Origin of the sequence: Solibacillus sp. NPDC093137 (assembly GCF_050280445.1) — a bacterium.
In the GTDB taxonomy this organism is placed as follows: domain Bacteria; phylum Bacillota; class Bacilli; order Bacillales_A; family Planococcaceae; genus Solibacillus; species Solibacillus isronensis_B.
Genome location: NZ_JBNNVH010000008.1, coordinates 124,631 through 147,838, shown reverse-complemented (window position 1 = coordinate 147,838; position 23,208 = coordinate 124,631). Strand labels below are relative to the sequence as shown.

Sequence of the window (23,208 nt, the reverse complement as noted above, 5' to 3'; positions counted from 1 at the left end):
AAAGACGATCAGGTAGATAGGTTCGAGGTGGAAGTGCGGTGACGCATGCAGCTGACGAATACTAATCGGTCGAGGACTTAACCACATTTTATTGCGCAATTCAATGAAACGTTTATCCAGTTTTGAAAGAATGAAAATTTTTTCAAGGGTTTCAAGACACAAGCTAGTCGAGGAAACGAATGAGTGATTGAAGGAGCGTACTCAAGTACGTGACTGAAAGAACGAAGGAAGTTGACGAAGGATAGCGCCGTGTATTGGAAGCCGACAATAGTGAAGTGATGATGGCAAAGAGGTCACACCCGTTCCCATACCGAACACGGAAGTTAAGCTCTTTAGCGCCGATGGTAGTTGGGGGCTTCCCCCTGTGAGAGTAGGACATCGCTTCGCTCAAAAAGTCGCTGCTGATTTAGTCAGTAGTGGCTTTTTTATATTATTGAAGATAATATATATGGTATATACAATATAAAGAGTAAACTCATAACACAATAAACCAAAGATGGAGTCTTAAATAATGACTGCCTTCTTTGGTTTTTTATTTGAATTAAATTATTTTGCATGCCTTATAAGAGAATTGCTTTAGTAGTTGACCATTAAAGCTGAAAGAAATACGATTAATGAATGTAAAAGTTCTTACAAGGCGAAACATTGGAGGAAGTAACATGACAGCACCATTTTTAACAGTAGTGGACTTACGATTAATCGAGCAACAAGTAAATAAAATACTGAAGGCAAAGCTAACATCGAATGACAAGAAAATTGTAGCGGCTATACGGGAACTGGCAATTACAGAGCTAAGAGGAAAACTGACGCATGTAAATGAAGATATTATTAAAGAAGTGGAAACGGTTGAGGATACTATCGGTGCAGAACTATTTTTCCAAAGCTTAAAGTCATATACTATTCCGTTTAAGTCAATTTCCGAGCAAGGTTTGCAAAAGCTATTTAAAAAGGATAAAAAGTTGAAGTTACCTAAACTAGAAATGATTGATTGGCAAGCAATCAGTTATCTGTCCTGGGTTGATAAAGGAACAAACCGCCAATACATTGTACTGGAAAAGGAAGGTCAATACACGGCATTGCGTGGGGTTGTAGACGCCCATAACCCTATAAAAGGTGTCTGTGCGATTTGTAATCAGCATAGTGCTGTTCATTTGTTTACAGCTACAGTAAAGGGCAATGGTGATAATTATACATCTTACAGTAACTACATTTGTGAAGACTCACAACTATGTAATCAAAAGGTCAGTGATTATGAAAAACTTCAGGATTTTGTTGCCCGTAATTTAATATGAAAGTAAAAGTCATCTTTATTGATGGCTTTTTATTTTGAAACTTTTTCCTGTTCTAACCGTAAAGGGAATTAAGAACCGAATCGGGGAGGATAGAGCCGTGCGAAAGATTGCTTATAGTTTAGCTATGGTGTTATTGCTGGCAGCTTGTAATAGTGAAAGTACAGATAAGTCAACAGCGGAGGTACAAACGAAGCAGGAGGTTGTGCATATGGAGGAAGCATTATTAGGAAAATGGCGAGGGATGATTGAAATTCCGCAGTCACCTCTTGAAATTATTTTAAATTTGAAAGAGTTGAGTGGAAGTATTTCTGTACCAGCACAAGGAATCAGTGATTTTGCATTTGAATCAATCAAGTATAATGAGTCGGATGTGGCCATCACCATTAATTTAGGCGGATCTCTAATTAAAATTGCAGGGAAGCTAAAAAATGAAACGATAGAGGGAACGTTTACGCAAAATGGACAATCCTATACTATTACGTTAAAGGCTTATACAGAGACACCTGTTACGTATGAGAAGCTATTGATTCCTGTTGCAGGCGGAGAGCTTAAAGCAGCATTGGAAATGCCGGATAAAGGAACGGGGGAACTTGTTATAATACATGCAGGGTCAGGCCCTACAAATAAAGACGGCAATACAATAGGAGCTGGTTCGAATAATAGTTTAAAGATGATTGCAGAGAACTTAGCGGAGAAAGGGATTGCTTCTATTCGTTTCGATAAGCGTGGAATCGGTGATAATACGGCATTAATTAAAAAAGAAGAGAATTTAACATTTGATCTGTATGTAGAAGATGTTAAAGCAATTGTAGATTATGCTAAAAAGGATGACCGCTTTAATGAAATTCATCTACTAGGTCATAGTGAAGGTGCTTTGATAATGACAGTTGCTGCACAGCAAAATGACGTGGCATCTCTTATTTCGATTGCAGGTATTGGCAGACCGGCAGATGAAGTTTTAATGGAACAATTGTCAGCAAGCTTACCTCCGAATTTATTAGTGGAATCGGAAAAAGCATTGCAGCAATTAAAAGCAGGCAAAAAAGTAGAGACAGTATCTGGACAGCTCCAATCATTATTTAGACCGTCTGTTCAACCATATATGATTTCATGGCTTAAATACGATCCCCAGCATGAAATAAGCAATGTTAACGTTCCAATTATCATCCTTCAAGGAAAAAAAGATATTCAAGTAACAGAAAAAGATGCAGAAAACTTATATGCAGCAAATAATCATGCCACAGTCCATTATTTTGATAAGATGAATCATGTGTTAAAAGATGTAGAAGGCGATCGAGACCAAAATCTTGCGAGCTACTACAACCCTGATTTACCGCTAACAAATGGTCTGATCGAGGAAATTACTAAGTTTATAAAGCAGTAATGGACGACAAATATTCATTAATATGAGGTTTTTTCAATGGAAGAGAAACATAATAAATAAAATGTTCAAATTATTTCAAAAAACTACTTGTATAAATTTAAAACGTTGCTATAATAATAAATGTACGAAAGATGCCTTGTACATCACTGTATAATAGTAGCGTTCCGAAGTAGCTCAGTTGGTAGAGCATCCGGCTGTTAACCGGCAGGTCGCAGGTTCGAGTCCTGCCTTCGGAGCCATTTTTTTTGCCTTTTTACTATTACTTAATAAACAATAAAACTTTTTTAAAAAAGTTTTCGGAAAAGGCTTGCACTATATAAAAAATGATGATATTATAAATCTTGTCTTAAAGAGAACTTCTTATATAACGGCCCGTTGGTCAAGTGGTTAAGACACCGCCCTTTCACGGCGGTAACACGGGTTCGAATCCCGTACGGGTCACCATTTAAGGCTTCATAAAAAAATAAAGCAGTAACACTTGTTATGTATGGAGGATTAGCTCAGCTGGGAGAGCACCTGCCTTACAAGCAGGGGGTCGGCGGTTCGAGCCCGTCATCCTCCACCATTCAACTTTAACAGTGTTGCATCATTTGTCGGAGGGGTAGCGAAGTGGCTAAACGCGGCGGACTGTAAATCCGCTCCTTAGGGTTCGGCGGTTCGAATCCGTCCCCCTCCACCATCTATAAAATGTTTGGGGTATAGCCAAGCGGTAAGGCAACGGATTTTGATTCCGTCATGCCCTGGTTCGAATCCAGGTACCCCAGCCATTTTTTTTATTTTTTATGAGCCATTAGCTCAGTTGGTAGAGCATCTGACTTTTAATCAGAGGGTCGAAGGTTCGAGTCCTTCATGGCTCACTTTTATTTTATAAACTTAGAAGTGTACTTAAATATCAAATAACAATCCTTTACTTATTCATAAGTAAAGGATTTTTTGCGTATAAAAAGGGAAAATCGTTTAGTTGCTCGAAATTTCTATAGGAGGGTGAGCGGAGAAGAGAAAAGAATAGAATAGGAAAAATTATATGACATGTTAGGGGATGCAGAAATGATGAATAAGAAAATTTCAATTGTAGGGGTACCATGTGATTATGGACAACAGCGCCGTGGGGTAGATATGGGGCCAAGTGCCATTAGATATGCAGGGCTGCAGCAGCGTTTGGCTGATCTTGGATATGAAGTCGAAGATGAAGGGAATATACAAGTTATTGAGGGGGATGCAGCTGTACATAAAGATGAAAAGCTGCTTAATCTGGAAGAAGTTATTAAGGTGAATACAGCACTTGCCGAAAAAGTATTGAGTGTTGTAAAAAAGGATTACATACCGCTTGTATTAGGAGGCGACCATAGTATTGCAATTGGCACATTGGCAGGTCTCTCGATGAAATATAAAAATCAGGGCATTATCTGGTTTGATGCCCATGCAGATTTAAATACACCGGAAACAACGCCATCCGGAAATATTCATGGGATGCCCTTAGCAACAAGTATTGGGCTAGGACATGAAAGGCTAACATCAATTTTACATGCAGAACCAAAAACCAAGGCCGAAAATATTGTTATAATTGGCGGACGTTCTATCGATGAAGGCGAACGGGAGCTAATTAAGTCCAGAGGCATTAAAATATACACTATGCATGAAATCGATCGCCTTGGAATGACATATGTAATGGAAGAAACTCTAAAATATTTTAAACAATTGCAAATAGACGGTCTTCATTTATCACTTGATTTGGACGCATTAGATCCTTTATATACTCCTGGGGTGGGAACACCTGTAGCAGGTGGAATCACTTATCGGGAAAGTCATTTAGCAATGGAAATGATCCAGGAATCCGGCTTAATGACATCGGCGGAGTTTGTAGAGGTGAATCCTATATTAGATGAACGAAATAAAACAGCAGATGTAGCGGTTGCCTTAATCGGCTCTTTATTTGGCGAAACTTTAGTATGATTATTACGAAAAAATTCGATTGGTCGTTACGAAGTTTGTTATAATAAAGGCACATATTTATGGGTGGAAAAAATTTTTTAGAGAAAATGAAACCTTTTAAAAAGCAATCCGTATATATAGAACAGCTGAAAAGGTGGAGAGGAAAGACAAATGGATGCGTTAGTTAATAAAAGAATAAAGCAAGTGCTTAAAGGTGACCAAAACGCATATGCCGACATCGTTAACCTCTACCAGCACAAGCTGTATCAAGTGTGCTATCGAATGCTTGGAAATAAACAGGAGGCTGAAGATATTGCACAGGAGGCATTCATACGTGCCTATATTAATTTACATTCGTATGATCAAAATCGAAAATTTTCAACATGGCTTTACCGAATTGGAACAAATCTTTGCATTGACCGAATTCGTAAAAAGAAGCCCGATTATTACTTAGATGCGGAGGTAGCAGGAACAGAAGGGCTGGATATGTATTCGCAAATTGCCGCAGAGGAGCAGTTGCCGGAAGAGGCCGTTGAGCAGATGGAGCTTCAGGACCGAATACAATATGAAATCAGCCGCCTTCCCGATAAGTATCGATCGGTTATTGTATTAAAATATATTGAAGAACTGTCCCTACAGGAAATAAGTGAAATATTGGATATGCCTTTAGGAACAGTTAAAACGCGGATTCACCGTGGCCGTGAAGCGTTAAGAAAGCAGCTAAACAATTTGTAGGAGGAAGATACGCATGAAAACGTGTGCATCAGAATTCGTGGATTATATGCACGAATATTTAGATGGTGATATTAGTCGTGAGCATGAACAAATATTGAAGCAGCATATACAAACATGCCCTGATTGCCAACAACATATGCATGAATTAAGTGACACGGTTGCGTTTATCAAGAGTGCAGCACATATTACTGCCCCTCCGCGCTTTGAGGATCTAGTGATAAGTCGTTTACCGAAACGCAAAAGTTCTGCTGGCATCAAACGTTGGTTCCGTCAGCATCCTGTACTTGTAGCTGCAGCAGTATTCTTATTATGTATGAGTGCCACATTGTTAGGCAGTTTTCCGAATGATAATCAATTCTCTGTGACGAAACAGCCTAATTTAGTCGTTGAAGGGCAAACGGTGACAGTGCCGGTCGGTGAAGTTGTTAAAGGTGACATCGTTGTGAAGAATGGAGATATTATTGTCGAAGGGGAAGTGGACGGCAATATTACAGTTATCAATGGCAACTACATGGCATCTACGGCAGTTGTTACAGGGCAAGTAGAGGAAATTGATGAAATGTTCGAATGGCTTTGGTACAAAATTAAAGTTGGCTTCAATAAAGCGATCGCTGTTTTTAATGAATAATAACTTAGAACTATCATCACGGTAATTACAATAAGAAATAATATTTTCTTAATAAATCGGAACTTTTCCCAAAAAAATCCGTTCTAGTATAGAAAGAAAAGTCTACTCGTTCGGGTAGACTTTTTTCTGTTAGGAAAGTTAATCACTGACAGAATTGTGCTATACTAAAATCAAGATGGAATAGCAAGTAAAGGTGGGGGATGCCACATGCAAATAATTGAGCAATTTACAGACATTGCTGCTGTAGATATGATTTTTAAAGTACTGGACGTACTGCTCGTATGGTACGTAGTTTATAAAGCATTGACCCTCATTAAAGGAACGAAAGCCGTTCAATTATTGAAAGGGTTATTAATTGTGGTGTTAGCGAAATTTGCTACCTACGTTTTCGGTTTAGATACCCTTGATTGGTTACTACAAGAAGTAATTGATTGGGGTTTCTTAGCCATTATTATAATATTCCAGCCGGAAATCCGCCGAGCCCTTGAGCAGATAGGACGGGGTAAGATTTTCCAACGAACGAATAACCAGCAGGAAGATGAGCAGACACGCTTAGTCGAGGCGATGAAAAAATCTGTAAGTTATATGGCGAAACGTCGAATTGGAGCACTTATTTCAATTGAAAAAGATACAGGATTAAATGAATATGTAGAAACGGGCATCAAGATGGATGCCGCAATTTCTTCTGAATTAATGATTAATATTTTCATCCCAAATACACCGTTACATGACGGGGCCGTAATTATACAGAAAAACCAAATAGCCGCTTCGGCATGTTACTTGCCATTATCAGAAAGTGCATTTATTTCCAAAGAACTAGGTACTCGTCACCGGGCAGCACTTGGGTTAAGTGAAGTAACAGATGCAATTACAATTGTTGTATCCGAAGAAACAGGTGCGATTAGTATAACAGCTAATGGTAATTTACACCGTAATCTCACTATTGCAGAATTTGAAGAATTACTGCGTAAACTGTGGTTTGGTCCTGAACAAGATTCTAACTTAGCATCTAAGTGGACTTGGGGAGGGAAAAAGAATGGATAAAATATTTGATAGCTCATGGATGCTCCGTTTAACCGCTTTGTTTTTAGCAGTGGCACTATTCTTGTATATTCAAACAGAAGAAAAACGTGAAACGGACTCGAGCACATCCAATGAAACAGATGTCATCACAAATGTGCCATTGGAAGTGTATTATGATTCTGATAACTTATTTGTGACAGGGCTCCCTGAAACGGTCGATGTGAAAATTTCAGGACCGAAACAAATTGTAATGAAAACAAAGCTTGAAAAGGATTTCAAACTTTTTGTCGATTTAAACTCATTGTTAATTGGTGAACATAGCGTTACAATACATCAAGAAAACTTTTCGGAAAAACTGGATGTATCAATTGAACCAAGAATAATTAATATAACAATTGAGGAAAAGGTTACTGAACAGTTTCGCGTAGAGCCGGAAATGAATAACCGTCTTTTAGCTGAGAACTTCGTACTGAACGAGATGACGGCAGAACCGTCAAAAGTAGCGGTAACAGGAGCGAAAAGCGTCATTGATAACATAAGTTATGTAAAGGCGACGGTTTCAGGCGAGAAAGATGTGAATAAATCATTTGAGCAGGAAGCGGCTGTAAAGGTACTCGACCGTGATCTGAATAAGCTCGATGTCAGCATTAATCCGGATAAGGTCAATGTAAAAGTAGAAATTAATGAATATAGTAAAGAAGTCCCGATTAAGATAAACGAAATTGGGGAACCAGTAGAGGGGCTTACAATTGACAGTTTATCCCCGGAAAAATCTAACATAACGGTATATGGTTCGAAATCTGTAGTGGATTCATTAAAAGAAGTTGTCGTAGACGTGGATGTTTCAAAAATAAAAAAATCCGGTCCATACGAATTTAAAGTTGAGCTTCCAACAGGGGCTACCAAGTTATCTCAAGAAAAACTAACGGTACGCGCAAATGTGAGTGGAGAGCCGGTTCGTGAAAAGGAAAAAGATAGTGAAACAAAAACAGATGCAGATTCTAATGGTGAAGATACAGATGGAAACTAACTATCAATAAAACAAGCAATCCACTTTAGGTGGTAAATTTAAAAACGTATGGTATTTCAAGCGTTGAAGGAGAGAAAAAGTAAATGGGTAAATATTTCGGAACAGATGGCGTTCGCGGTGTCGCAAATAGTGAACTAACACCAGAGTTGGCATTTAAACTAGGCCGTATTGGCGGCTATGTGCTGACGAAGGATGCTAAAGATCGCCCGAAAGTATTAATTGGACGTGATACACGTATTTCTGGGGAAATGTTGGAAGGTGCACTTGTTGCAGGTCTTCTTTCAATTGGGGCAGAAGTTATGCGTTTAGGTGTAATTAGTACACCAGGTGTTGCGTATCTTACACGTGTTATGAATGCTGAAGCAGGTGTTATGATTTCAGCATCTCATAATCCTGTTGCAGATAACGGCATTAAATTTTTCGGTCCAGACGGCTTTAAATTAACGGATGCACAAGAAGAAGAGATTGAACGTATTCTTGATGCAGAAGAAGATACATTACCACGCCCAGTAGGTGCTGCTGTTGGTTCAGTAACAGACTACTTTGAAGGTGGACAAAAATATATTTCATACTTAAAACAAACAGTTGAAGAAGATTTTGAAGGATTACATGTGGCATTAGATTGTGCGCATGGTGCGACTTCTTCTTTAGCAACACATTTATTCGCAGATTTAGAGGCAGATATTTCAACAATGGGTGCTTCACCGGATGGACTGAACATCAATGAAGGTGTCGGTTCAACACATCCTGAAAAATTAGCTGCATTTGTCGAGGAGCGCGGCGCAGATGTTGGTTTAGCATTTGATGGAGATGGAGATCGTTTAATCGCTGTAGATGAGAACGGTACGATTGTTGACGGTGACCAGATTATGTTCATCATCGGAAAATATTTACACGGAAAAGGCCGCTTAAATAAAGGTACGATTGTTTCTACAGTTATGAGTAACATGGGCTTCTACAAAGCGCTTGAAGACAACGAAATGACAAGTGTTCAAACAGCAGTTGGAGACCGCTATGTTGTGGAAGAAATGCGTGCAAATGATTATAACTTAGGTGGCGAACAATCAGGTCACATCGTATTTTTAGATTACAATACAACAGGCGACGGTTTGCTAACAGGTATTCAGTTAGTGAATATTATGAAAGCAACAGGCAAAAAACTTTCTGAACTTGCAGGCGAAATGACGATTTACCCGCAAAAGTTAGTGAACGTGCGTGTAACAGATAAACATGCTGTAACACAAAATGAAAAGGTTGCCGCTGTCATCGCTGAAGTAGAAGCGGAAATGGCAGGCAATGGTCGTGTATTAGTACGCCCTTCAGGTACAGAGCCTTTAGTGCGCGTTATGGTAGAAGCAGCTTCTGAAGAGGCTTGCGAAAACTATGTAGCACGCATTGCAGATGTAGTACGTACAGAAATGGGTTTAGCTGAATAAATCAAATAAACAGCACCGGTAGTGATGGAGACATTGCTATCGGTGTTTTTTTGTGATGGTTTTTCTAATATCGGGCTTAGAAAGTTCTAATAAAAAGGCGTTCTTCTAATAAAACTACCCAATGTTCCAAATGTTATCCAAGTATTTAAATATCCATATGAAACTTTCGAATATCGAATGCAATTCTTCTAATATCACCTATTGTTCTAATAAAAGAAGCATTAGATTAGCTCAAAACGACAAAACAACCTTTTTACCGCTTAAACCCAGTTATAAATTTTACCATTCTAATGAATACTGAACCTGTTCTACTATTTGCGGAAACCGATCTAAAACTACTTACATTTGTTCTAATAAAAGAACATAACTCATGTAAATATGTTTCATTTTCAAGAATTCGGGGAAACAAAATAAAGTATCCTAATAAGACGAAGGAGTGTTTTACATTGGCTAAAATTGCAACATTAATTACTGACAAGTTTGAAGATGTGGAGTTCACAAGTCCGAAACAGGCACTAGAGGCTGCAGGGCATACAATTGTAACAATCGATAAAGAAGGTAATAAATCGGTTACAGGTAAAAATGGCGAAGCAACAGTTCAGATTGATAAAGGGGTAGCAGAAGCAAACCCGCAGGACTTTGATGCGTTATTTATTCCAGGTGGTTTTTCACCGGATTTACTGCGTGATGATGAACGCGTTGTAGCATTTGCAAAGTATTTTATGGATGAAAAGAAACCAGTCTTTGCAATTTGCCATGGACCACAGCTGCTAATTACAGCGAAGTCATTAGAGGGACGAGATGCGACAGGTTATAAATCGATTAAAGTCGATATGGAATATGCAGGGGTAAAATTCCATGATGAAGAAGTATTTGTTTGTCAAAAACAGCTTGTAACAAGCCGTACACCGGATGATTTACCTGCATTTAACCGAGAAATTGTAAATTTATTGGAAGAGAAGGGGCTTTAATCGAGCTCTTTGCATACGATAGAAAATAGTGCATATCCCGTTTTGATGTCATGTGGAATGAGTCTTGTAATCAGTGGGAATGACAACGTTACTGCTGTTACAAACTTCATTTCCCAAATCAAAACGGGATGTTTTTCTTATGGGGAGAAATTCACATATGTAAGGCAACAGCCGCACTATTTTTAAGAAAAATTTTTTTCTGTGAAGCGCTTACAATGATAGCGTAGGATTGACGGTGAAATTGTTTATGTGTATGATGTAAATGCTCAGCAAATGGAAATCGTTGAGCTGCGCAAAAGGAGAGAAAATCGCGCATACAAAATCGGAAAACAATTATAGCGCCAGAACTAAGGAAATCGAGCGGACATAATCCTTAGTTGACGAGGTGGAGGTTTATCGAAATTTCGGCGGATGCCTCCCGATCGCACATGCCCGGTTGTAAATTTCGTTTTAAAACAGAGAAGTGATTTTCTGGACAGAAAAGCGAAACGGCATACAATTTAAAATAATATTTAGCTACATCACCTTTTTAAAAAAAGAGCAGGAATGTTACCGATGCGTGCTAGCTTTGCTAAACGAGAGCAAACATCACCTTCAGATTAACTTCCCATAAAGTGCACTAGGAGAAAAAAGGTAGATTTCGTAGTCTACTTTTGTGTTGCCAAAATGTACTTTGATGTAGCAATTACATTGGAGGAAACGGATTATGTGTGGAATTGTAGGATATAACGGCGTATTGGACGCTAAAGAGATTTTATTAAAAGGTTTAGAGAAACTAGAGTACCGTGGCTATGATTCTGCAGGGATTGCTGTACACAATGAAGAAGGCGTAACAGTATTCAAAGAAAAAGGACGTATTGCAGATTTACGTAAAGCAGTTGATGGCGATGTGGAAGCAGCTGTAGGAATTGGTCATACACGTTGGGCAACTCACGGTGTACCAAACCGCTTAAATGCCCACCCTCATACAAGTGCTTCAGGCCGTTATACGCTTGTACACAACGGGGTTATCGAAAACTATCACTTATTACAAAAAGCTTATCTTAAAGGAATTCAGATGAACTCGGATACTGATACAGAAGTTATCGTACAGTTAATCGATTTATTTGCGAAAGAGGGCTTATCTACATTAGAAGCATTCCGTAAAACATTATCGTTAGTGCACGGATCTTATGCATTAGCGCTTTTAGATAATGAAGATGTGGAAACGATTTACGTTGCGAAAAACAAATCACCGTTATTAGTAGGTGTGGGTGAAGACTTCAACGTTATTGCTTCAGACGCAATGGCGATGCTGCAAGTAACTGACCAGTTTATCGAATTACATGATAAAGAAGTTGTAATCGTTCGTAAAGATAAAGTTGAAATTACAACATTAAATGGACGCATTATTGAGCGTGCACCATATACAGCACAATTAGATGCTTCTGATATCGAAAAGGGAACATACCCTCACTATATGTTAAAAGAAATGGATGAACAGCCAACTGTTATCCGCAAAATTATTCAAGCATATGAACAGGGTGAAGATGTTACGGTTGATGCAGAGATTCTAAAAGCAATTGCGGAAGCTGACCGTCTTTATATTATTGCGGCAGGTACTAGTTACCATGCAGGCTTAATCGGGAAACAGTATTTCGAGAAAATTGCTGGTATTCCAGTAGAAGTACACATCTCAAGCGAGTTTGGCTATAATATGCCGTTACTATCGAAAAAACCATTATTTATCTTCATTTCACAATCAGGTGAAACTGCGGATAGCCGTCAAGTATTAGTAAAAATCAAAGAGCTTGGCTACAAAGCGTTAACTGTAACAAACGTGCAAGGATCAACACTTTCACGTGAAGCGGATTATACATTACTATTACATGCCGGACCGGAAATTGCTGTAGCATCTACAAAAGCGTATGTTGCGCAAGTAGCTGTTTTAGCAGTAGCTGCCTATGCAGTTGCAAAAGAATTAGGAATGGAACTGGACTTTGACTTAAAACAGGAGCTGGCGATCGTTGCAAACGGCATCCAGACTATTATCGATTCTAAAGATGAAATGGAGCAGATTGCCGAAGATTATTTAAAAATCGCGCGCAATGCATTCTTCATCGGTCGTAATATGGATTTCTGTGTATCATTGGAAGGTGCATTAAAACTTAAAGAAATCTCATACATTCAGGCAGAAGGTTTTGCAGGTGGTGAGTTAAAACACGGTACAATTGCATTAATCGAAGAAGGTACACCAGTCTTCGCTTTAGCAACACAAAAAGGTGTGGCGCTTAACATTCGCGGTAACGTGAAAGAAGTAGTGGCGCGCGGTGCCAACGCATGTATTATTGCAATGGAAGGCATGGAAGAAGAGGGCGACCGTTTAGTCATTCCTTCAGTACATGAATTATTAACACCACTTGTATCTGTTGTACCATTACAATTAATCAGCTACTATGCTGCCCTTCACCGTCGTTGTGACGTTGATAAACCTCGTAACCTGGCAAAATCAGTTACGGTTGAATAGGATAGAATATAAAAAACCGTTCGCTTATCTATTAAGTGAACGGTTTTTTTGTATATTAATATAGCTAATTACCTTCAGCGAAATTTCTATATAAAAAAATTAAATAGTTTATATAAAGTTTACATTTGAGGACTATACTAAAAAATGAAATGGAAGAAAATTATATTTATCCAATTTTTAATAACTATAATTTACTATCGGATTATAGTTTTTAAAAGGAAGATAATTTATTTAGAGGTGATCAATTTTCTAGTAATTAGAAGAGTTGAAAAGATCGGTTGATATATATTACTAAGGAGGATTTAGAATGTTTTTAGCAATTAAAGAAATGAAACACGCAAAAAAACGTTTCATGATGATTGGCGCAATTATTATGCTCATCGCATGGCTTGTTTTTATTTTATCGGGATTAGGTAATGGTTTATCGTCATTAGCTGCAGCGACGATGAAAAATATTGACGGAGATCTTTTTATTTATGAAGAAGGCTCTGAAGCAACTATGATGAAAACGAAGGTAGCAGGTACAATTGCCGATGACGTTGAAGGACAGTATGGTGTCAAAGAGGCAGCGAAGTTTGGACAATCAACTGTTATCGTGAAATCACCTGATGCGAAAGAAAAAGTAGACGTAGCATTCCTTGGAATCGAACCAGGTAAATTTATCGAGCCAAAAGTTGTAGCAGGTAAACAAATGACTGCTGATGACAAAATGGGTGTAATCATTGATGAGTCATTACAAGAAAAAGGCTACGAGATTGGCGATACAATTGAAGTAACAAGCTCAAGCATTGAATTAACTGTAGTCGGCATTACAAAAGGGGAAACGTTTAACCATTTACCAAGTGTATTTGTAAACTTAGACGTTTGGCAAAGCTATGCATTTGCAGCACCAGGATCAGATAATGGTCTAGAGAGTCCAGTAGCAATGATTGCGTTACAAGGTGCAGACATTGACGCTGAAAAGATCGAAAACAACTTTGATGAAATTGAAACATTTACAAAATCAGAAGCTGTAATGGGGATGCCGGGTTATAAAGAAGAAAGCGGTACAATCTATATGATGCTTGCCTTCTTATTCATCATTTCAGCCGTTATTATTGCGGTATTCTTCTATGTATTCATTTTACAAAAAACACAGCAGTTTGGTGTCATGAAAGCAATTGGAGCCTCAAACAGCTTTATTAAAAAATCAATTATTTCACAAGTATTTGTGTTATCACTAATCAGCATTATTGCCGGCATTGTATTAACGTACTTAACAGCTCTTGTTTTTCCAGAGGGAATGCCGTTTAACTTAGACTTTAAAATGGTTATATTATATGCGATTGTGTTATTAATTGTATCTGTTTTAGGTTCTGTTATTTCAGCTCGCCAAGTGACAAAAATTGATCCTTTAACAGCGATTGGGAGAGTGGAATAAATGACAGGTTTAGTACTAAAAAACGTAACAAAATCATTCAAAGAAGGGGACTCTACAGTGGATGCACTTAAAAATGTATCCCTTACAGTAAACCCGGGTGAGTTCATCGCTATTATCGGTCCATCAGGTTCAGGGAAAAGTACACTTTTATCGATTGCGGGGGCATTACTTCAGCCATCGACAGGCGAAGTGCTTGTTAACGGTACAGATATCGGCAAGATGAAAGAAAAAGATTTATCGGCTTTTCGTTTAACAGATGTCGGGTTCATTTTACAAACATCAAACTTAATTCCGTATTTGACGGTGTTAGATCAGTTGCTGCTAGTGCGTAAAATGAAAGGCAAAGTAAAAGCAGAAGATACAAAATTTGCGAAAACGTTATTAACGGAGTTAGGGTTGGGCGATAAGTTCAATAAATTTCCGAATGAGCTATCTGGTGGGGAACGTCAGCGTGTTGCGATTGCCCGTGCGTTTGTGAATAATTCAAACATCATATTAGCAGATGAACCAACAGCAAGCTTAGATTCTAAGCGTGCATTTGAAGTCGTAAAGCAAATCCGAAAAGAAGTTAAAGAACGCAACAAAGCTGCTGTCATGGTAACCCATGACGAACGTATGCTGGAGTTTTGCGATAAAGTGTATCGTATGGAAGATGGACTGTTAACTCTGGAAGGATAATCAAATTATATTTAACCGTATTTAAAGTAAACTCATACTTTAAATACGGTTTTTTTATTTTCATAAATTATCCGCATTTGCCATACGACTAACTATACTCAGTGAAAGGTGATAACGATGTGGCTACTAGGTTTTTTATGGACTTCTGCAGGCATATTCATTGGTGGCATGGTCGCTTGGCTTTTTAAAGGAATTAACCAAAAGGCACATATTATTTATGCGCTTTGTACAGGGGTAATTCTAGGTTTGATCAGTTTTGAAATACTCCCGGAAGCTGTGGAATCAGGCGGCTGGTTAAGTACAATGATTGGATTTGTTCTAGGGATAATGCTATTCAAAGTGCTACATAGTAGATTGCACTTTAAACAAGACAAAGAAAGTCACGCTAAAAAGAAATTATATATTCGAACTGGCATATTGTTAATGCTTAGTTTTGCAATTCACAATTTACCGATTGGAATAACATTAGGGGCCAATGAACAACCCGAGCTTACTAAGGCATTACTGCAAACACTTTTGTTTCATAGTATTCCCGAGGGAATAATTTTGTTTATCCCTTTAATTTTGGCTGGATTCAACATATTTACTGTTTTAATAATTTCGCTTATCGTATCGATTCCAGTAGCTATGGGGGTTTATATCGGTAGCTTTCTTGTTCATCCTTTACTTAATACTATCTTCATGAGTTTTGCTATGGGGATGATTTTTATAGTTACTGTCTCAGAAATCTTATATCCGGCACTTCATAAATCTTCAGCATTCAAAATTTTATGCGGCATATTTATTGGGTTTGGAGTAATCGGATATTATCTGCATTTCCTTTAAATTTTAGAACATCGATTTTAACTAATTTGGAAAATTATGTACATATATATGTTAAACTACTAAAAGCAATTACTAACAAATGGAGGAAATCTATGGTCGATATAAAAAACTACGATACATTCAAGAAAATTGAAACGATCCATAAAGGATGGTCGGACGATAAAAAGTACTATATTGAAACAGTTACAAATGAGAGACTGTTGCTTCGCATATGCGATATCGCAGAGTATGACAAAAAGAAAAGTGAATATGAAATTATAAGTAGCTTAGCTGAAAAGGGCTTGCCTGTTTCACGGCCTGTCGATATTGGAGTTTGTGACAAAGGCAAAAGTGTCTACACGATTTTCGTATGGTGTGACGGTGAAGATGCGGAGCAGATACTGCCTAACCTGACAGAAGCCGAACAGTATTCAATAGGAGTAAAATCAGGGCAAATACTGAAGGGAATTCACAGCATTCCTGCACCAGCAGAGCAGGAAAATTGGGGAACACGATTTAACCGTAAAGCGGACAGTAAAATTAAAATGTACCAGGACTGTAATATAAAAATAGCTGGTGACGATAAAGTTATTCGGTATATTGAAGATAACAGACACCTCCTGGAAGGGAGGGAGCAATGTTTTCATCACGGTGATTTCCATGTCGGAAATATGATTATATCCCCTCAGAAAGAGCTGTATGTAATTGACTTTAACCGCAGTGACTATGGAGACCCGTGGGAAGAGTTTAACCGGATAGTGTGGAGTGCGGATAGCAGCCCGTACTTTGCTACAGGGCAGCTTAACGGATATTTTAACGGAACACCACCGATGGAATTTTTCTCTCTACTTGCTTTTTATATTAGCAGTAATATGCTGTCATCTATTCCTTGGGCTGCAAATTACAGTGATCATGATTTAAACATAATGAAAAATCAGGCAAAAAACGTTTTGGAATGGTTTGACGGTATGAACGATCCTGTACCGACTTGGTATAAAGGAGAATTAAATTTGGGTTGATTAAAAGCTAATGGACGAAAATAGAACGGAGATGAAATAATGGGAAAAGTATTTTGGATTCCGTTAGTTGCCTCGTTTACAACAATGGCCGTATTATATTTTATCGGTTATTTAGCTGACTTAAATTTTCTTATATTTAAAATTTCACTCTCACATACTGAAATTGCGTTACTGCCAATATTTGTTGGGGCAGCAGTAGGAATAATAACTGAACGGATGATTAAAAGGAAAGCAGGAGAATTTGAATGATTGCTTATTACTACGATCAGCTTCATACATGGGGGAAAGAAGACAACTTTTTCATGGAGCTTCTACAGGTAACAAAAGCTAAAAAGATTGCCGACCTGGGCTGTGGTACGGGACGGTTAACGATAGAATTGGCAAAGGCCGGTTATGAGGTAACTGGAATCGATCCAAATGAAGAAGCCATTCTTCGAGCTCAAGGCAAAGATAATACACAATCGGTTTCATGGATGATCGGCGATAGTCAGGACTTAACAACTAACGGATATGATGCCGTAATCATGACAGCGAATGTTGCGCAGGTCTTTATTTCGGAAGAGAGCTGGAATAGTGTACTACAAGATGTATTCACAGCTTTGAAGACTGGCGGGCACTTTATATTTGATGCACGGAACCCTCAAGCAAAAGCATGGGAAGAATGGCAAAAAGATGAGACGGTAGACGAACTTCTAGATGTTCATACAGGGGACCCTTTGCTGTATTGGGATGAATATGAAGGGTTAGATCGGAATGTTTTTACCTTTTATGAAAAAATTAAAAATGTTAATACGGATATTACACACGAAGCAAAGGTTCAGCTAATATTCCGTAGCTTTGAAGAAATTTCAGCCTCACTTAAAAGAGCAGGCTTTTCTACAGTGAAAGCTTATGAAGATTTCAAATTACAGCCGGCTACTAATCAGGCAAAGTCGTTTATATTTCATTGTGTGAAATGAGTTGAATACAAAAGTTGATACTGGATTAGGAGGGGGTTTTTTGGTCAACTTATTGGAAAATGCCTTTCAAATTTCAGGAGCGATCCTCCTTATATGTGGTATATATTTTTATTGGCATTTTAAAAAAATGAAGAAGGAAAAAAAGCTAACAACATCTGAACGCGTGGCCTATATAATTACACAAATCGCGATGTTTGTTTGTGCAGGGAGCTATGTTCTTCTGTTTCTAAATAATTAACATATATTATAAATCCTGTTTTCTTGTACAGGATTTTTTTATTCTACAAAAGTACCAAAATAAATTTATAGAATCTTTTTTTACTGCTGTTACGTACGAATAAATAGGAAAGGGAATGGAGGCTAAGACAGATGGAGAAGACGAAGAAATTGATGGCCGGCGTTTCAGCAACTGCACTTACTTTAAGCTTGGCAGGCTGCGGTACTTCAAATAGCAGTTTACCGCCAAAGCCTACTGACCAAAGCTGCAGGGATTGGGATTGGTCGGAAGAAGAAGGCGTATGGCGATGTGACGAGAGCCGTTCAGGATATTACGGCGCCTACTATTATGGGGGTAGATATTTCAATAATAGATCTGCACTAAACAGTGACAGCAGCTACATAAATTATAAAAACAGCGATAGCTTTAAAGCCGCAAAAACAAGTTCGGGTTTTGGCAGTGGCACAAAAAGTTTCGGAGGATAGGGGAGACAAAATAACATGAACGGGTATTTAAACTTTTTATCATATCTTGGTGTGTCTTTAGGTTTGTTAATAATCGGAATGGTGCTGTTTGCGCTCAGCACACCCAAGATTAAAGAATTTCAGTTAATTGCACAAAGGAATGTATCGGCCGCAATGCTACTAGGTGGTAAAGTAGTCGGACTGTCAATTGTATTAGGTGCAGCTGCCGAGTACTCGATTTCTTTAATGGATATGGCAATATGGGGAGCGATTGGAATTGTAGCACAAGTAATTGTATTTTTCCTTGCTGAAGTTATGACAATCCGATTCAGTATTCAAAAGGCGATCGAAGAAGATAATCGTGCAGTCGGAACAATGTTATTGTCGTTATCAATTGCGGTTGGGTGGATTGTAGCGAAATGCATATCTTATTAATTTAAGGAGCGGAAACAGTGAAGCGTTTAATTTACTATGTAGATAAGGGAAATGGCCATTATGAGCCGTTTTATGAATATACGGAAACAAATGTAGGACTCGATGAGTTTTATGCAAGACAGCTGTGCACCTACTTTATTATGCGCGGTACACAGTATGAGCTCGTATCGAATGAAATGGATGAAGATATGGAAGTCCTGGTTTTAAAGGAGACGGGCCGCAATTTATCCGGCGAGGATGAGAAAAGCTTTCGTGAACGGGGCATACATATAGAATTTAGAAAACCGAATGAACGTGAAAATTATCATCTGTTGTCGCGTATTCCTTGTGATACTCATTTTGAAGTGATCCGCTACTTATTGAAAGATGTAGTGGATATACCGTCCATTGGGCAAATGCTCGTTACATCTACAGAGATTGATGAAGATCGTGGTGTTTATGTAATTTACGTAACAGAGATGAAAGTGAGCTGAGCAATTCATGACGAACAGCGAGCGCAGCCAGTTTTATGCGAATGTTGACCAATTTTGGGCAGATTTATATGACGAGGAGTACGCCCTCTATGATCTTTATGAAATAACAGATGAAGAGGTCGAAAAGATCCGTATAGCTACAGAATGTGCCGGGAAAATCTATTTTAAGACAGCCCATTTATTACGTAATATTCCGGATGAAGCACTTCTTGAAATGGGGTATCCGGAAGAAACGCTTTCTTTTCTACGCATGAAAACAATGGAAGCAGAAAGTGTAATTGCCCGTTTTGATTTTATTGCACATAACGGCGGCTATAAATGTATTGAAATGAATGCTGATACACCTACCTTTATTAAGGAATTATTTGTTGTAAATGACCAAATTTGCAAAGAATTCGGTAGAGAAAATCCGAATACCGAAATGGAAGGGCTGTTAAAAAGCAATGTGCGAAAAAGTGTTGCCCAAAGTATATTTTCCCCTGATGCACATATTGTATTTACCGCACATGATGACAATATAGAGGATTATCTTACTACGCTTTACATTATGCAATTTGTGCCCGGAGCAAAATTTACGCCTTTACATCAGTTGCGAATACAAAAAGGTGTGGGATTGTTTGATGAAGACGGAAAGCGGATCGACTTACTGTACCGTCCGACATTTCCGATTGAAAATTTGATTCAGGACGAAGATGGAGCGCAGAATAGAATAGGATTGTGGTTAATAGAACTGATAGAGCTGAATTTGCTGACGATCCTCAACCCACCTTCTGCATTTTTACTGCAAAACAAAGCAGTACAGGCCATTATCTGGGGATTGCATGAAGAACGAAATGTATTTTTCACATCCGAAGAGCATGAATGGATTGCTGAATACTTTTTGCCGACGTATTTGGAAGACACCCCATTCATCGAAAAAGGTCTACGCTATGTAAAGAAACCGGTATATGGACGCGAAGGGGATACGGTGGAAATTTATGCTGAAGACGGAAAGCTTATAAAAGAAGATGTCCAAAAAACGTATAATCACTATACAAAAGTGTACCAGAAATTTATCGAGCAGCCGAAAACAATATTCCGAAGCGAAAAGGGAGTACAAACAGGAGAATTATTGGTTGGCAGTTTTTTAATAAGCGGAAATCCAGCCGCAATAGGGTTGCGTGTTGGCGGGATGATTACAAATAATTTATCGCATTATTTGCCGATCGGATTGAATAGAGAGTAGAGGTGTCATAAAACTTGAGCAATCGATCTATTGCTAATTTATCGTTTATATTATGTGCGGTTATTTTATTAAATAATTTATCAGTCGTTGTACTACATACGGAAATTTCCAAAGTGACATTCAATCTGTCTTTACTTTTATTGGTTATGTTATTTATCAATGGCATAGTACATAAGAAAAAGGCCAGTAAATAAATATGGCTGGGACAGATTTAACAAAAGCTTGTCCCAGCCTCAATATTAAAATAGTAAATCCGATATAACTTGGACAATTAAAAGGAAAAATATAATTGGCAGCAGAATCTCTACCCATTTCCCTTTTAAATAAGGAATAATTTTCAGACCAATATGTGAGCCGACAATCGATCCGACAGCTACTGGAACGGCGACTCCCCAATTAACAATGCCATAAAATAAGTAAAATAGAAAAGCAGTTGTACAGCTTGCAAACATTAAAAAGCGAGTCATTTCTGCCGCCATTACATAGCCGACGTGTTTCTTCAGAAAATATGTAATGTTCAGCAGTGCAGATCCTGTTCCTAGCCCGCCATCATAAATACTAATAAAAAACGGCACGATTAAATTAGTTTTCTTTTCGATGTCCGGCTGTTCGTCTCCAACTTCCTTCTTCTTCTTTTTTATAACAAAAAAGAACATCACGATTAACACAGTACAAGCAACAATATTCATCGTATGTTCTGCTAATCTTGTTGCTAAAAACGCCCCGCTTATACCGCCCATTGCAGCAACGAGCATAAAAGGAACCATTTTTTTCAATGATACTCTTTTTTTCTTCGTCAAAACAATGACAGTAGAAAATGAAGATATGCCAGTTGCAAATTTATTTATTGCGACTGTCGCATGAATCGGTATGCCAACTAACAATAAGGAAGGAAGCAATACGAATCCTGCAGCTCCAAACATGACCCCTACAATGGAAGCAAGTATGCCGATTGCGAATAAGATGAGCCCATCTACTGATAACCATTCTATTAATAAGTTCTCCATACAAATCCCTCCTATTCACAAAATACTGCTATACTACTCATAAAACAAATATATATATTTTGTATATTCATAAATATAAGTTATGAGTGGGTGAGAAAATGAATTTACATGCGCTAAGAATTTTCACAAATGTTGCTAAGCAGGGCAGTATAACAGAAGCAGCGAAATTCCTTCATATCAGTCAGCCTGCTGTTACTGTGCAAATACGTAAACTTGAAAGAGAAATCGGTGTTAAACTTATAGAAGGAAAAGGTAGAGGGATTCAGCTGACATATGAAGGCGAATTTCTTTATGAGCAAGGGTTAAGGTTATTTCATCTGGAAGAACAGATTGATGAAAAGTTTAAAAACTTTTTGGAAAAGAAAGAGAATATAAAAATTGCTTCGTCCTATATTTCGACGAATTATATTTTACCGCCAATCATTGCAGGCTATAAATCGGAAAACCCAAATATTGATATGTATGTATCATTAGGAAATGTTCAATCTGTTGAGCGTCTTGTCCTCGATTATAAAGTCGATTTTGGTTTCGTTGTGCAAAGCAATATCGGTCATGAAGATATAAACTTTGAAAAAATAATGGATATCCCGTTTTGGTTTGTTGTCCATCCAACGCATCCTTTGGCAAATAAAGTAGTATCGATTTTTGAACTAAGTGAACAAGATTTTATATATAGGGAGCGAGGCAGTTCAACACTGGACTTGATGGAGGCTATTTTTTATACACATAATTGCCCGTTACCGAGGTTCGGCTTACAAATAGAAGGTGTACTGGAATCGATTAAAGTTGTCGAATCGGGGTATGGAATGGCTATTGCCCCAGCCTGCAGTGTAAAAGAAAAGTTATCGCAAGGCAGCATTGCACGCATTTTTGTAGATCAGGTGGAAATCAGCCAAAGCCTATTCAGTTGTACAAGAAAAGTGGATAAGATGGAACATCCTTTTATTCAATATTTGAAAGCGAACTTAAGCGATTTAGAAGTTTAAATTATATAAAAATCTATGCAGGAAAATTTTTTGAAATAGTAATCGCTTACAAAATTGACACACCTATAATGATGGAATAATCTGAAAATATAACGTCTGGAGGTGTGAATAAATGAAGTTTTTATCCAACCCTAAGCCTTATAAAGAAATCATTCCGAAAGTGCTGCAAGTGATTTTGAATATTGGTTTAACAGTAATGGCGTTGGCTCTTTGTGTTATGCTTATCATCGAAATGGTTGAGCTTTTAAAGTTCATATTTAACGGGGAAAAGCATGAATACAAATACTTTCTGGCAAAAATTTTAGTATTCTTCCTGTACTTCGAGTTTATCACGATGATTGTGAAGTATTTTAAAGAGGATTATCATTTCCCGCTTCGTTATTTTATGTATATCGGAATAACGGCAATGCTCCGACTCATTATTGTCGAACATGACTCCGCAATAGATACACTCATTTTTGCAGGAGTGATTCTGATCTTGATTATTAGTTACTACATTATCAATATTACACCGAGAGAGAGGCCGAATAGAAAAGCCTAAGCATTAACTTAAAAAAAGGCTAATCAATATGATTAGCCATCTA

At 38.0% G+C, this 23,208-nt stretch carries 25 protein-coding genes, 6 tRNA genes and 2 rRNA genes; 32 read left to right on the top strand and 1 reads right to left on the bottom strand.

The genetic code is table 11. The annotated features are described in order from the left end of the window. The 30 genes from ACQKN3_RS18920 to ACQKN3_RS18775 form a co-directional block, all read left to right on the top strand. Window positions 1-85 (top strand): 23S ribosomal RNA (locus tag ACQKN3_RS18920); the annotation flags it as partial. A gap of 186 nt (window positions 86-271) precedes the next feature. After that, window positions 272-387 (top strand): 5S ribosomal RNA (gene rrf, locus ACQKN3_RS18915). Between the two features lie 272 nt (window positions 388-659). Then, window positions 660-1,292: a FusB/FusC family EF-G-binding protein gene (locus tag ACQKN3_RS18910; RefSeq protein WP_427714004.1), complete on the top strand. Its 633-nt coding sequence runs from the start codon at window positions 660-662 to the stop codon at window positions 1,290-1,292. A gap of 97 nt (window positions 1,293-1,389) precedes the next feature. Then, on the top strand, window positions 1,390-2,676 hold the full coding sequence (locus ACQKN3_RS18905; RefSeq protein ID WP_427714002.1) for an alpha/beta fold hydrolase: 1,287 nt from the start codon (window positions 1,390-1,392) through the stop codon (window positions 2,674-2,676). Between the two features lie 163 nt (window positions 2,677-2,839). Then, window positions 2,840-2,915: transfer RNA gene (locus ACQKN3_RS18900), tRNA-Asn, on the top strand. Window positions 2,916-3,045: 130 nt separating this feature from the next. Then, window positions 3,046-3,120 (top strand) — tRNA-Glu (locus tag ACQKN3_RS18895). Window positions 3,121-3,165: 45 nt separating this feature from the next. Further along, window positions 3,166-3,241: transfer RNA gene (locus tag ACQKN3_RS18890), tRNA-Val, on the top strand. 30 nt (window positions 3,242-3,271) lie between these two features. Then, a tRNA-Tyr gene (locus ACQKN3_RS18885) sits at window positions 3,272-3,355 on the top strand. Between the two features lie 13 nt (window positions 3,356-3,368). Next, a tRNA-Gln gene (locus tag ACQKN3_RS18880) sits at window positions 3,369-3,443 on the top strand. Window positions 3,444-3,460: 17 nt separating this feature from the next. Beyond that, a tRNA-Lys gene (locus tag ACQKN3_RS18875) sits at window positions 3,461-3,533 on the top strand. Window positions 3,534-3,726: 193 nt separating this feature from the next. Then, window positions 3,727-4,629, top strand: a complete 903-nt coding sequence (rocF, locus tag ACQKN3_RS18870) for an arginase (protein WP_427714012.1) — start codon at window positions 3,727-3,729, stop codon at window positions 4,627-4,629. A 150-nt stretch (window positions 4,630-4,779) separates the two neighbouring features. Further along, a complete protein-coding gene (gene sigW / locus ACQKN3_RS18865; RefSeq protein ID WP_251691080.1) occupies window positions 4,780-5,343 on the top strand; it encodes an RNA polymerase sigma factor SigW in 564 nt (187 codons plus the stop codon). Window positions 5,344-5,356: 13 nt separating this feature from the next. Next, entirely contained in the window at window positions 5,357-5,971 is a 615-nt protein-coding gene (locus tag ACQKN3_RS18860; protein ID WP_427713998.1) for a zf-HC2 domain-containing protein, read from the top strand. A gap of 207 nt (window positions 5,972-6,178) precedes the next feature. Beyond that, window positions 6,179-7,015 carry a diadenylate cyclase CdaA gene (gene cdaA / locus ACQKN3_RS18855; protein ID WP_251691084.1) on the top strand — a complete coding sequence of 279 codons (837 nt, stop codon included), beginning with the start codon at window positions 6,179-6,181 and terminating at the stop codon, window positions 7,013-7,015. Next, on the top strand, window positions 7,008-8,024 hold the full coding sequence (locus ACQKN3_RS18850; protein ID WP_251691086.1) for a CdaR family protein: 1,017 nt from the start codon (window positions 7,008-7,010) through the stop codon (window positions 8,022-8,024). The genes cdaA and ACQKN3_RS18850 overlap by 8 nt, the downstream gene beginning before the upstream one ends. An 83-nt stretch (window positions 8,025-8,107) precedes the next feature. Next, window positions 8,108-9,460 carry a phosphoglucosamine mutase gene (gene glmM, locus ACQKN3_RS18845; RefSeq protein ID WP_251691088.1) on the top strand — a complete coding sequence of 451 codons (1,353 nt, stop codon included), beginning with the start codon at window positions 8,108-8,110 and terminating at the stop codon, window positions 9,458-9,460. Between the two features lie 446 nt (window positions 9,461-9,906). Next, entirely contained in the window at window positions 9,907-10,431 is a 525-nt protein-coding gene (locus ACQKN3_RS18840) for a type 1 glutamine amidotransferase domain-containing protein (RefSeq protein WP_251691090.1), read from the top strand. Between the two features lie 706 nt (window positions 10,432-11,137). After that, window positions 11,138-12,937, top strand: a complete 1,800-nt coding sequence (gene glmS / locus ACQKN3_RS18835) for a glutamine--fructose-6-phosphate transaminase (isomerizing) (RefSeq protein WP_251691092.1) — start codon at window positions 11,138-11,140, stop codon at window positions 12,935-12,937. A 307-nt stretch (window positions 12,938-13,244) separates the two neighbouring features. Continuing rightward, window positions 13,245-14,357 carry an ABC transporter permease gene (locus tag ACQKN3_RS18830; protein WP_251691094.1) on the top strand — a complete coding sequence of 371 codons (1,113 nt, stop codon included), beginning with the start codon at window positions 13,245-13,247 and terminating at the stop codon, window positions 14,355-14,357. Beyond that, a complete protein-coding gene (locus ACQKN3_RS18825) occupies window positions 14,358-15,035 on the top strand; it encodes an ABC transporter ATP-binding protein (protein WP_251691096.1) in 678 nt (225 codons plus the stop codon). A 117-nt stretch (window positions 15,036-15,152) separates the two neighbouring features. After that, window positions 15,153-15,860, top strand: coding sequence for a ZIP family metal transporter (locus ACQKN3_RS18820; RefSeq protein WP_427713991.1), 708 nt, complete (start codon window positions 15,153-15,155; stop codon window positions 15,858-15,860). Between the two features lie 92 nt (window positions 15,861-15,952). Next, a complete protein-coding gene (locus ACQKN3_RS18815) occupies window positions 15,953-16,858 on the top strand; it encodes an aminoglycoside phosphotransferase family protein (protein ID WP_427713988.1) in 906 nt (301 codons plus the stop codon). Window positions 16,859-16,897: 39 nt separating this feature from the next. Beyond that, complete coding sequence (locus ACQKN3_RS18810) at window positions 16,898-17,107, top strand: ATPase (protein WP_251691103.1); 210 nt, start codon at window positions 16,898-16,900, stop codon at window positions 17,105-17,107. Then, window positions 17,104-17,817: a class I SAM-dependent methyltransferase gene (locus ACQKN3_RS18805; RefSeq protein ID WP_427713984.1), complete on the top strand. Its 714-nt coding sequence runs from the start codon at window positions 17,104-17,106 to the stop codon at window positions 17,815-17,817. Before ACQKN3_RS18810 ends, ACQKN3_RS18805 begins: the two co-directional genes overlap by 4 nt. A gap of 40 nt (window positions 17,818-17,857) precedes the next feature. Next, window positions 17,858-18,055: a hypothetical protein gene (locus tag ACQKN3_RS18800; RefSeq protein WP_427713981.1), complete on the top strand. Its 198-nt coding sequence runs from the start codon at window positions 17,858-17,860 to the stop codon at window positions 18,053-18,055. A gap of 131 nt (window positions 18,056-18,186) precedes the next feature. Beyond that, window positions 18,187-18,519, top strand: a complete 333-nt coding sequence (locus tag ACQKN3_RS18795) for an aminotransferase yhxA (RefSeq protein WP_427713978.1) — start codon at window positions 18,187-18,189, stop codon at window positions 18,517-18,519. 15 nt (window positions 18,520-18,534) lie between these two features. Next, on the top strand, window positions 18,535-18,933 hold the full coding sequence (locus ACQKN3_RS18790; protein ID WP_251691109.1) for a DUF350 domain-containing protein: 399 nt from the start codon (window positions 18,535-18,537) through the stop codon (window positions 18,931-18,933). Window positions 18,934-18,950: 17 nt separating this feature from the next. After that, window positions 18,951-19,406: an RNA helicase gene (locus ACQKN3_RS18785; protein WP_427713975.1), complete on the top strand. Its 456-nt coding sequence runs from the start codon at window positions 18,951-18,953 to the stop codon at window positions 19,404-19,406. 7 nt (window positions 19,407-19,413) lie between these two features. Next, window positions 19,414-20,631 (top strand): glutathionylspermidine synthase family protein, encoded by a 1,218-nt coding sequence (locus ACQKN3_RS18780; protein WP_427713973.1) that lies wholly within the window; start codon window positions 19,414-19,416, stop codon window positions 20,629-20,631. Between the two features lie 14 nt (window positions 20,632-20,645). Then, a complete protein-coding gene (locus ACQKN3_RS18775; RefSeq protein WP_427713970.1) occupies window positions 20,646-20,825 on the top strand; it encodes a hypothetical protein in 180 nt (59 codons plus the stop codon). A gap of 45 nt (window positions 20,826-20,870) precedes the next feature. On the opposite strand, the gene ACQKN3_RS18770 is transcribed toward ACQKN3_RS18775, so the two are convergent. After that, on the bottom strand, window positions 20,871-21,638 hold the full coding sequence (locus ACQKN3_RS18770; RefSeq protein ID WP_251691117.1) for a sulfite exporter TauE/SafE family protein: 768 nt from the start codon (window positions 21,636-21,638) through the stop codon (window positions 20,871-20,873). A gap of 98 nt (window positions 21,639-21,736) precedes the next feature. Between ACQKN3_RS18770 and ACQKN3_RS18765 the strand changes: the two genes are divergently transcribed. Then, complete coding sequence (locus ACQKN3_RS18765) at window positions 21,737-22,624, top strand: LysR family transcriptional regulator (RefSeq protein WP_427713967.1); 888 nt, start codon at window positions 21,737-21,739, stop codon at window positions 22,622-22,624. Window positions 22,625-22,736: 112 nt separating this feature from the next. Next, complete coding sequence (gene psiE / locus ACQKN3_RS18760; protein ID WP_251691121.1) at window positions 22,737-23,165, top strand: phosphate-starvation-inducible protein PsiE; 429 nt, start codon at window positions 22,737-22,739, stop codon at window positions 23,163-23,165. Window positions 23,166-23,208: the final 43 nt, after the last annotated feature.

Coding starts and splice junctions, on each gene's coding strand:
- ACQKN3_RS18910 (WP_427714004.1), top strand. CDS start 660: ATGACAGCACCATTTTTAACAGTAGTGGACTTACGATTAATCGAGCAA.
- ACQKN3_RS18765 (WP_427713967.1), top strand. CDS start 21,737: ATGAATTTACATGCGCTAAGAATTTTCACAAATGTTGCTAAGCAGGGC.
- cdaA (WP_251691084.1), top strand. CDS start 6,179: ATGCAAATAATTGAGCAATTTACAGACATTGCTGCTGTAGATATGATT.
- psiE (WP_251691121.1), top strand. CDS start 22,737: ATGAAGTTTTTATCCAACCCTAAGCCTTATAAAGAAATCATTCCGAAA.
- ACQKN3_RS18860 (WP_427713998.1), top strand. CDS start 5,357: ATGAAAACGTGTGCATCAGAATTCGTGGATTATATGCACGAATATTTA.
- rocF (WP_427714012.1), top strand. CDS start 3,727: ATGAATAAGAAAATTTCAATTGTAGGGGTACCATGTGATTATGGACAA.
- sigW (WP_251691080.1), top strand. CDS start 4,780: ATGGATGCGTTAGTTAATAAAAGAATAAAGCAAGTGCTTAAAGGTGAC.
- ACQKN3_RS18825 (WP_251691096.1), top strand. CDS start 14,358: ATGACAGGTTTAGTACTAAAAAACGTAACAAAATCATTCAAAGAAGGG.
- ACQKN3_RS18780 (WP_427713973.1), top strand. CDS start 19,414: ATGACGAACAGCGAGCGCAGCCAGTTTTATGCGAATGTTGACCAATTT.
- ACQKN3_RS18830 (WP_251691094.1), top strand. CDS start 13,245: ATGTTTTTAGCAATTAAAGAAATGAAACACGCAAAAAAACGTTTCATG.
- ACQKN3_RS18805 (WP_427713984.1), top strand. CDS start 17,104: ATGATTGCTTATTACTACGATCAGCTTCATACATGGGGGAAAGAAGAC.
- ACQKN3_RS18810 (WP_251691103.1), top strand. CDS start 16,898: ATGGGAAAAGTATTTTGGATTCCGTTAGTTGCCTCGTTTACAACAATG.
- ACQKN3_RS18820 (WP_427713991.1), top strand. CDS start 15,153: ATGTGGCTACTAGGTTTTTTATGGACTTCTGCAGGCATATTCATTGGT.
- glmM (WP_251691088.1), top strand. CDS start 8,108: ATGGGTAAATATTTCGGAACAGATGGCGTTCGCGGTGTCGCAAATAGT.
- ACQKN3_RS18795 (WP_427713978.1), top strand. CDS start 18,187: ATGGAGAAGACGAAGAAATTGATGGCCGGCGTTTCAGCAACTGCACTT.
- ACQKN3_RS18790 (WP_251691109.1), top strand. CDS start 18,535: ATGAACGGGTATTTAAACTTTTTATCATATCTTGGTGTGTCTTTAGGT.
- ACQKN3_RS18850 (WP_251691086.1), top strand. CDS start 7,008: ATGGATAAAATATTTGATAGCTCATGGATGCTCCGTTTAACCGCTTTG.
- glmS (WP_251691092.1), top strand. CDS start 11,138: ATGTGTGGAATTGTAGGATATAACGGCGTATTGGACGCTAAAGAGATT.
- ACQKN3_RS18770 (WP_251691117.1), bottom strand. CDS start 21,638: ATGGAGAACTTATTAATAGAATGGTTATCAGTAGATGGGCTCATCTTA.
- ACQKN3_RS18815 (WP_427713988.1), top strand. CDS start 15,953: ATGGTCGATATAAAAAACTACGATACATTCAAGAAAATTGAAACGATC.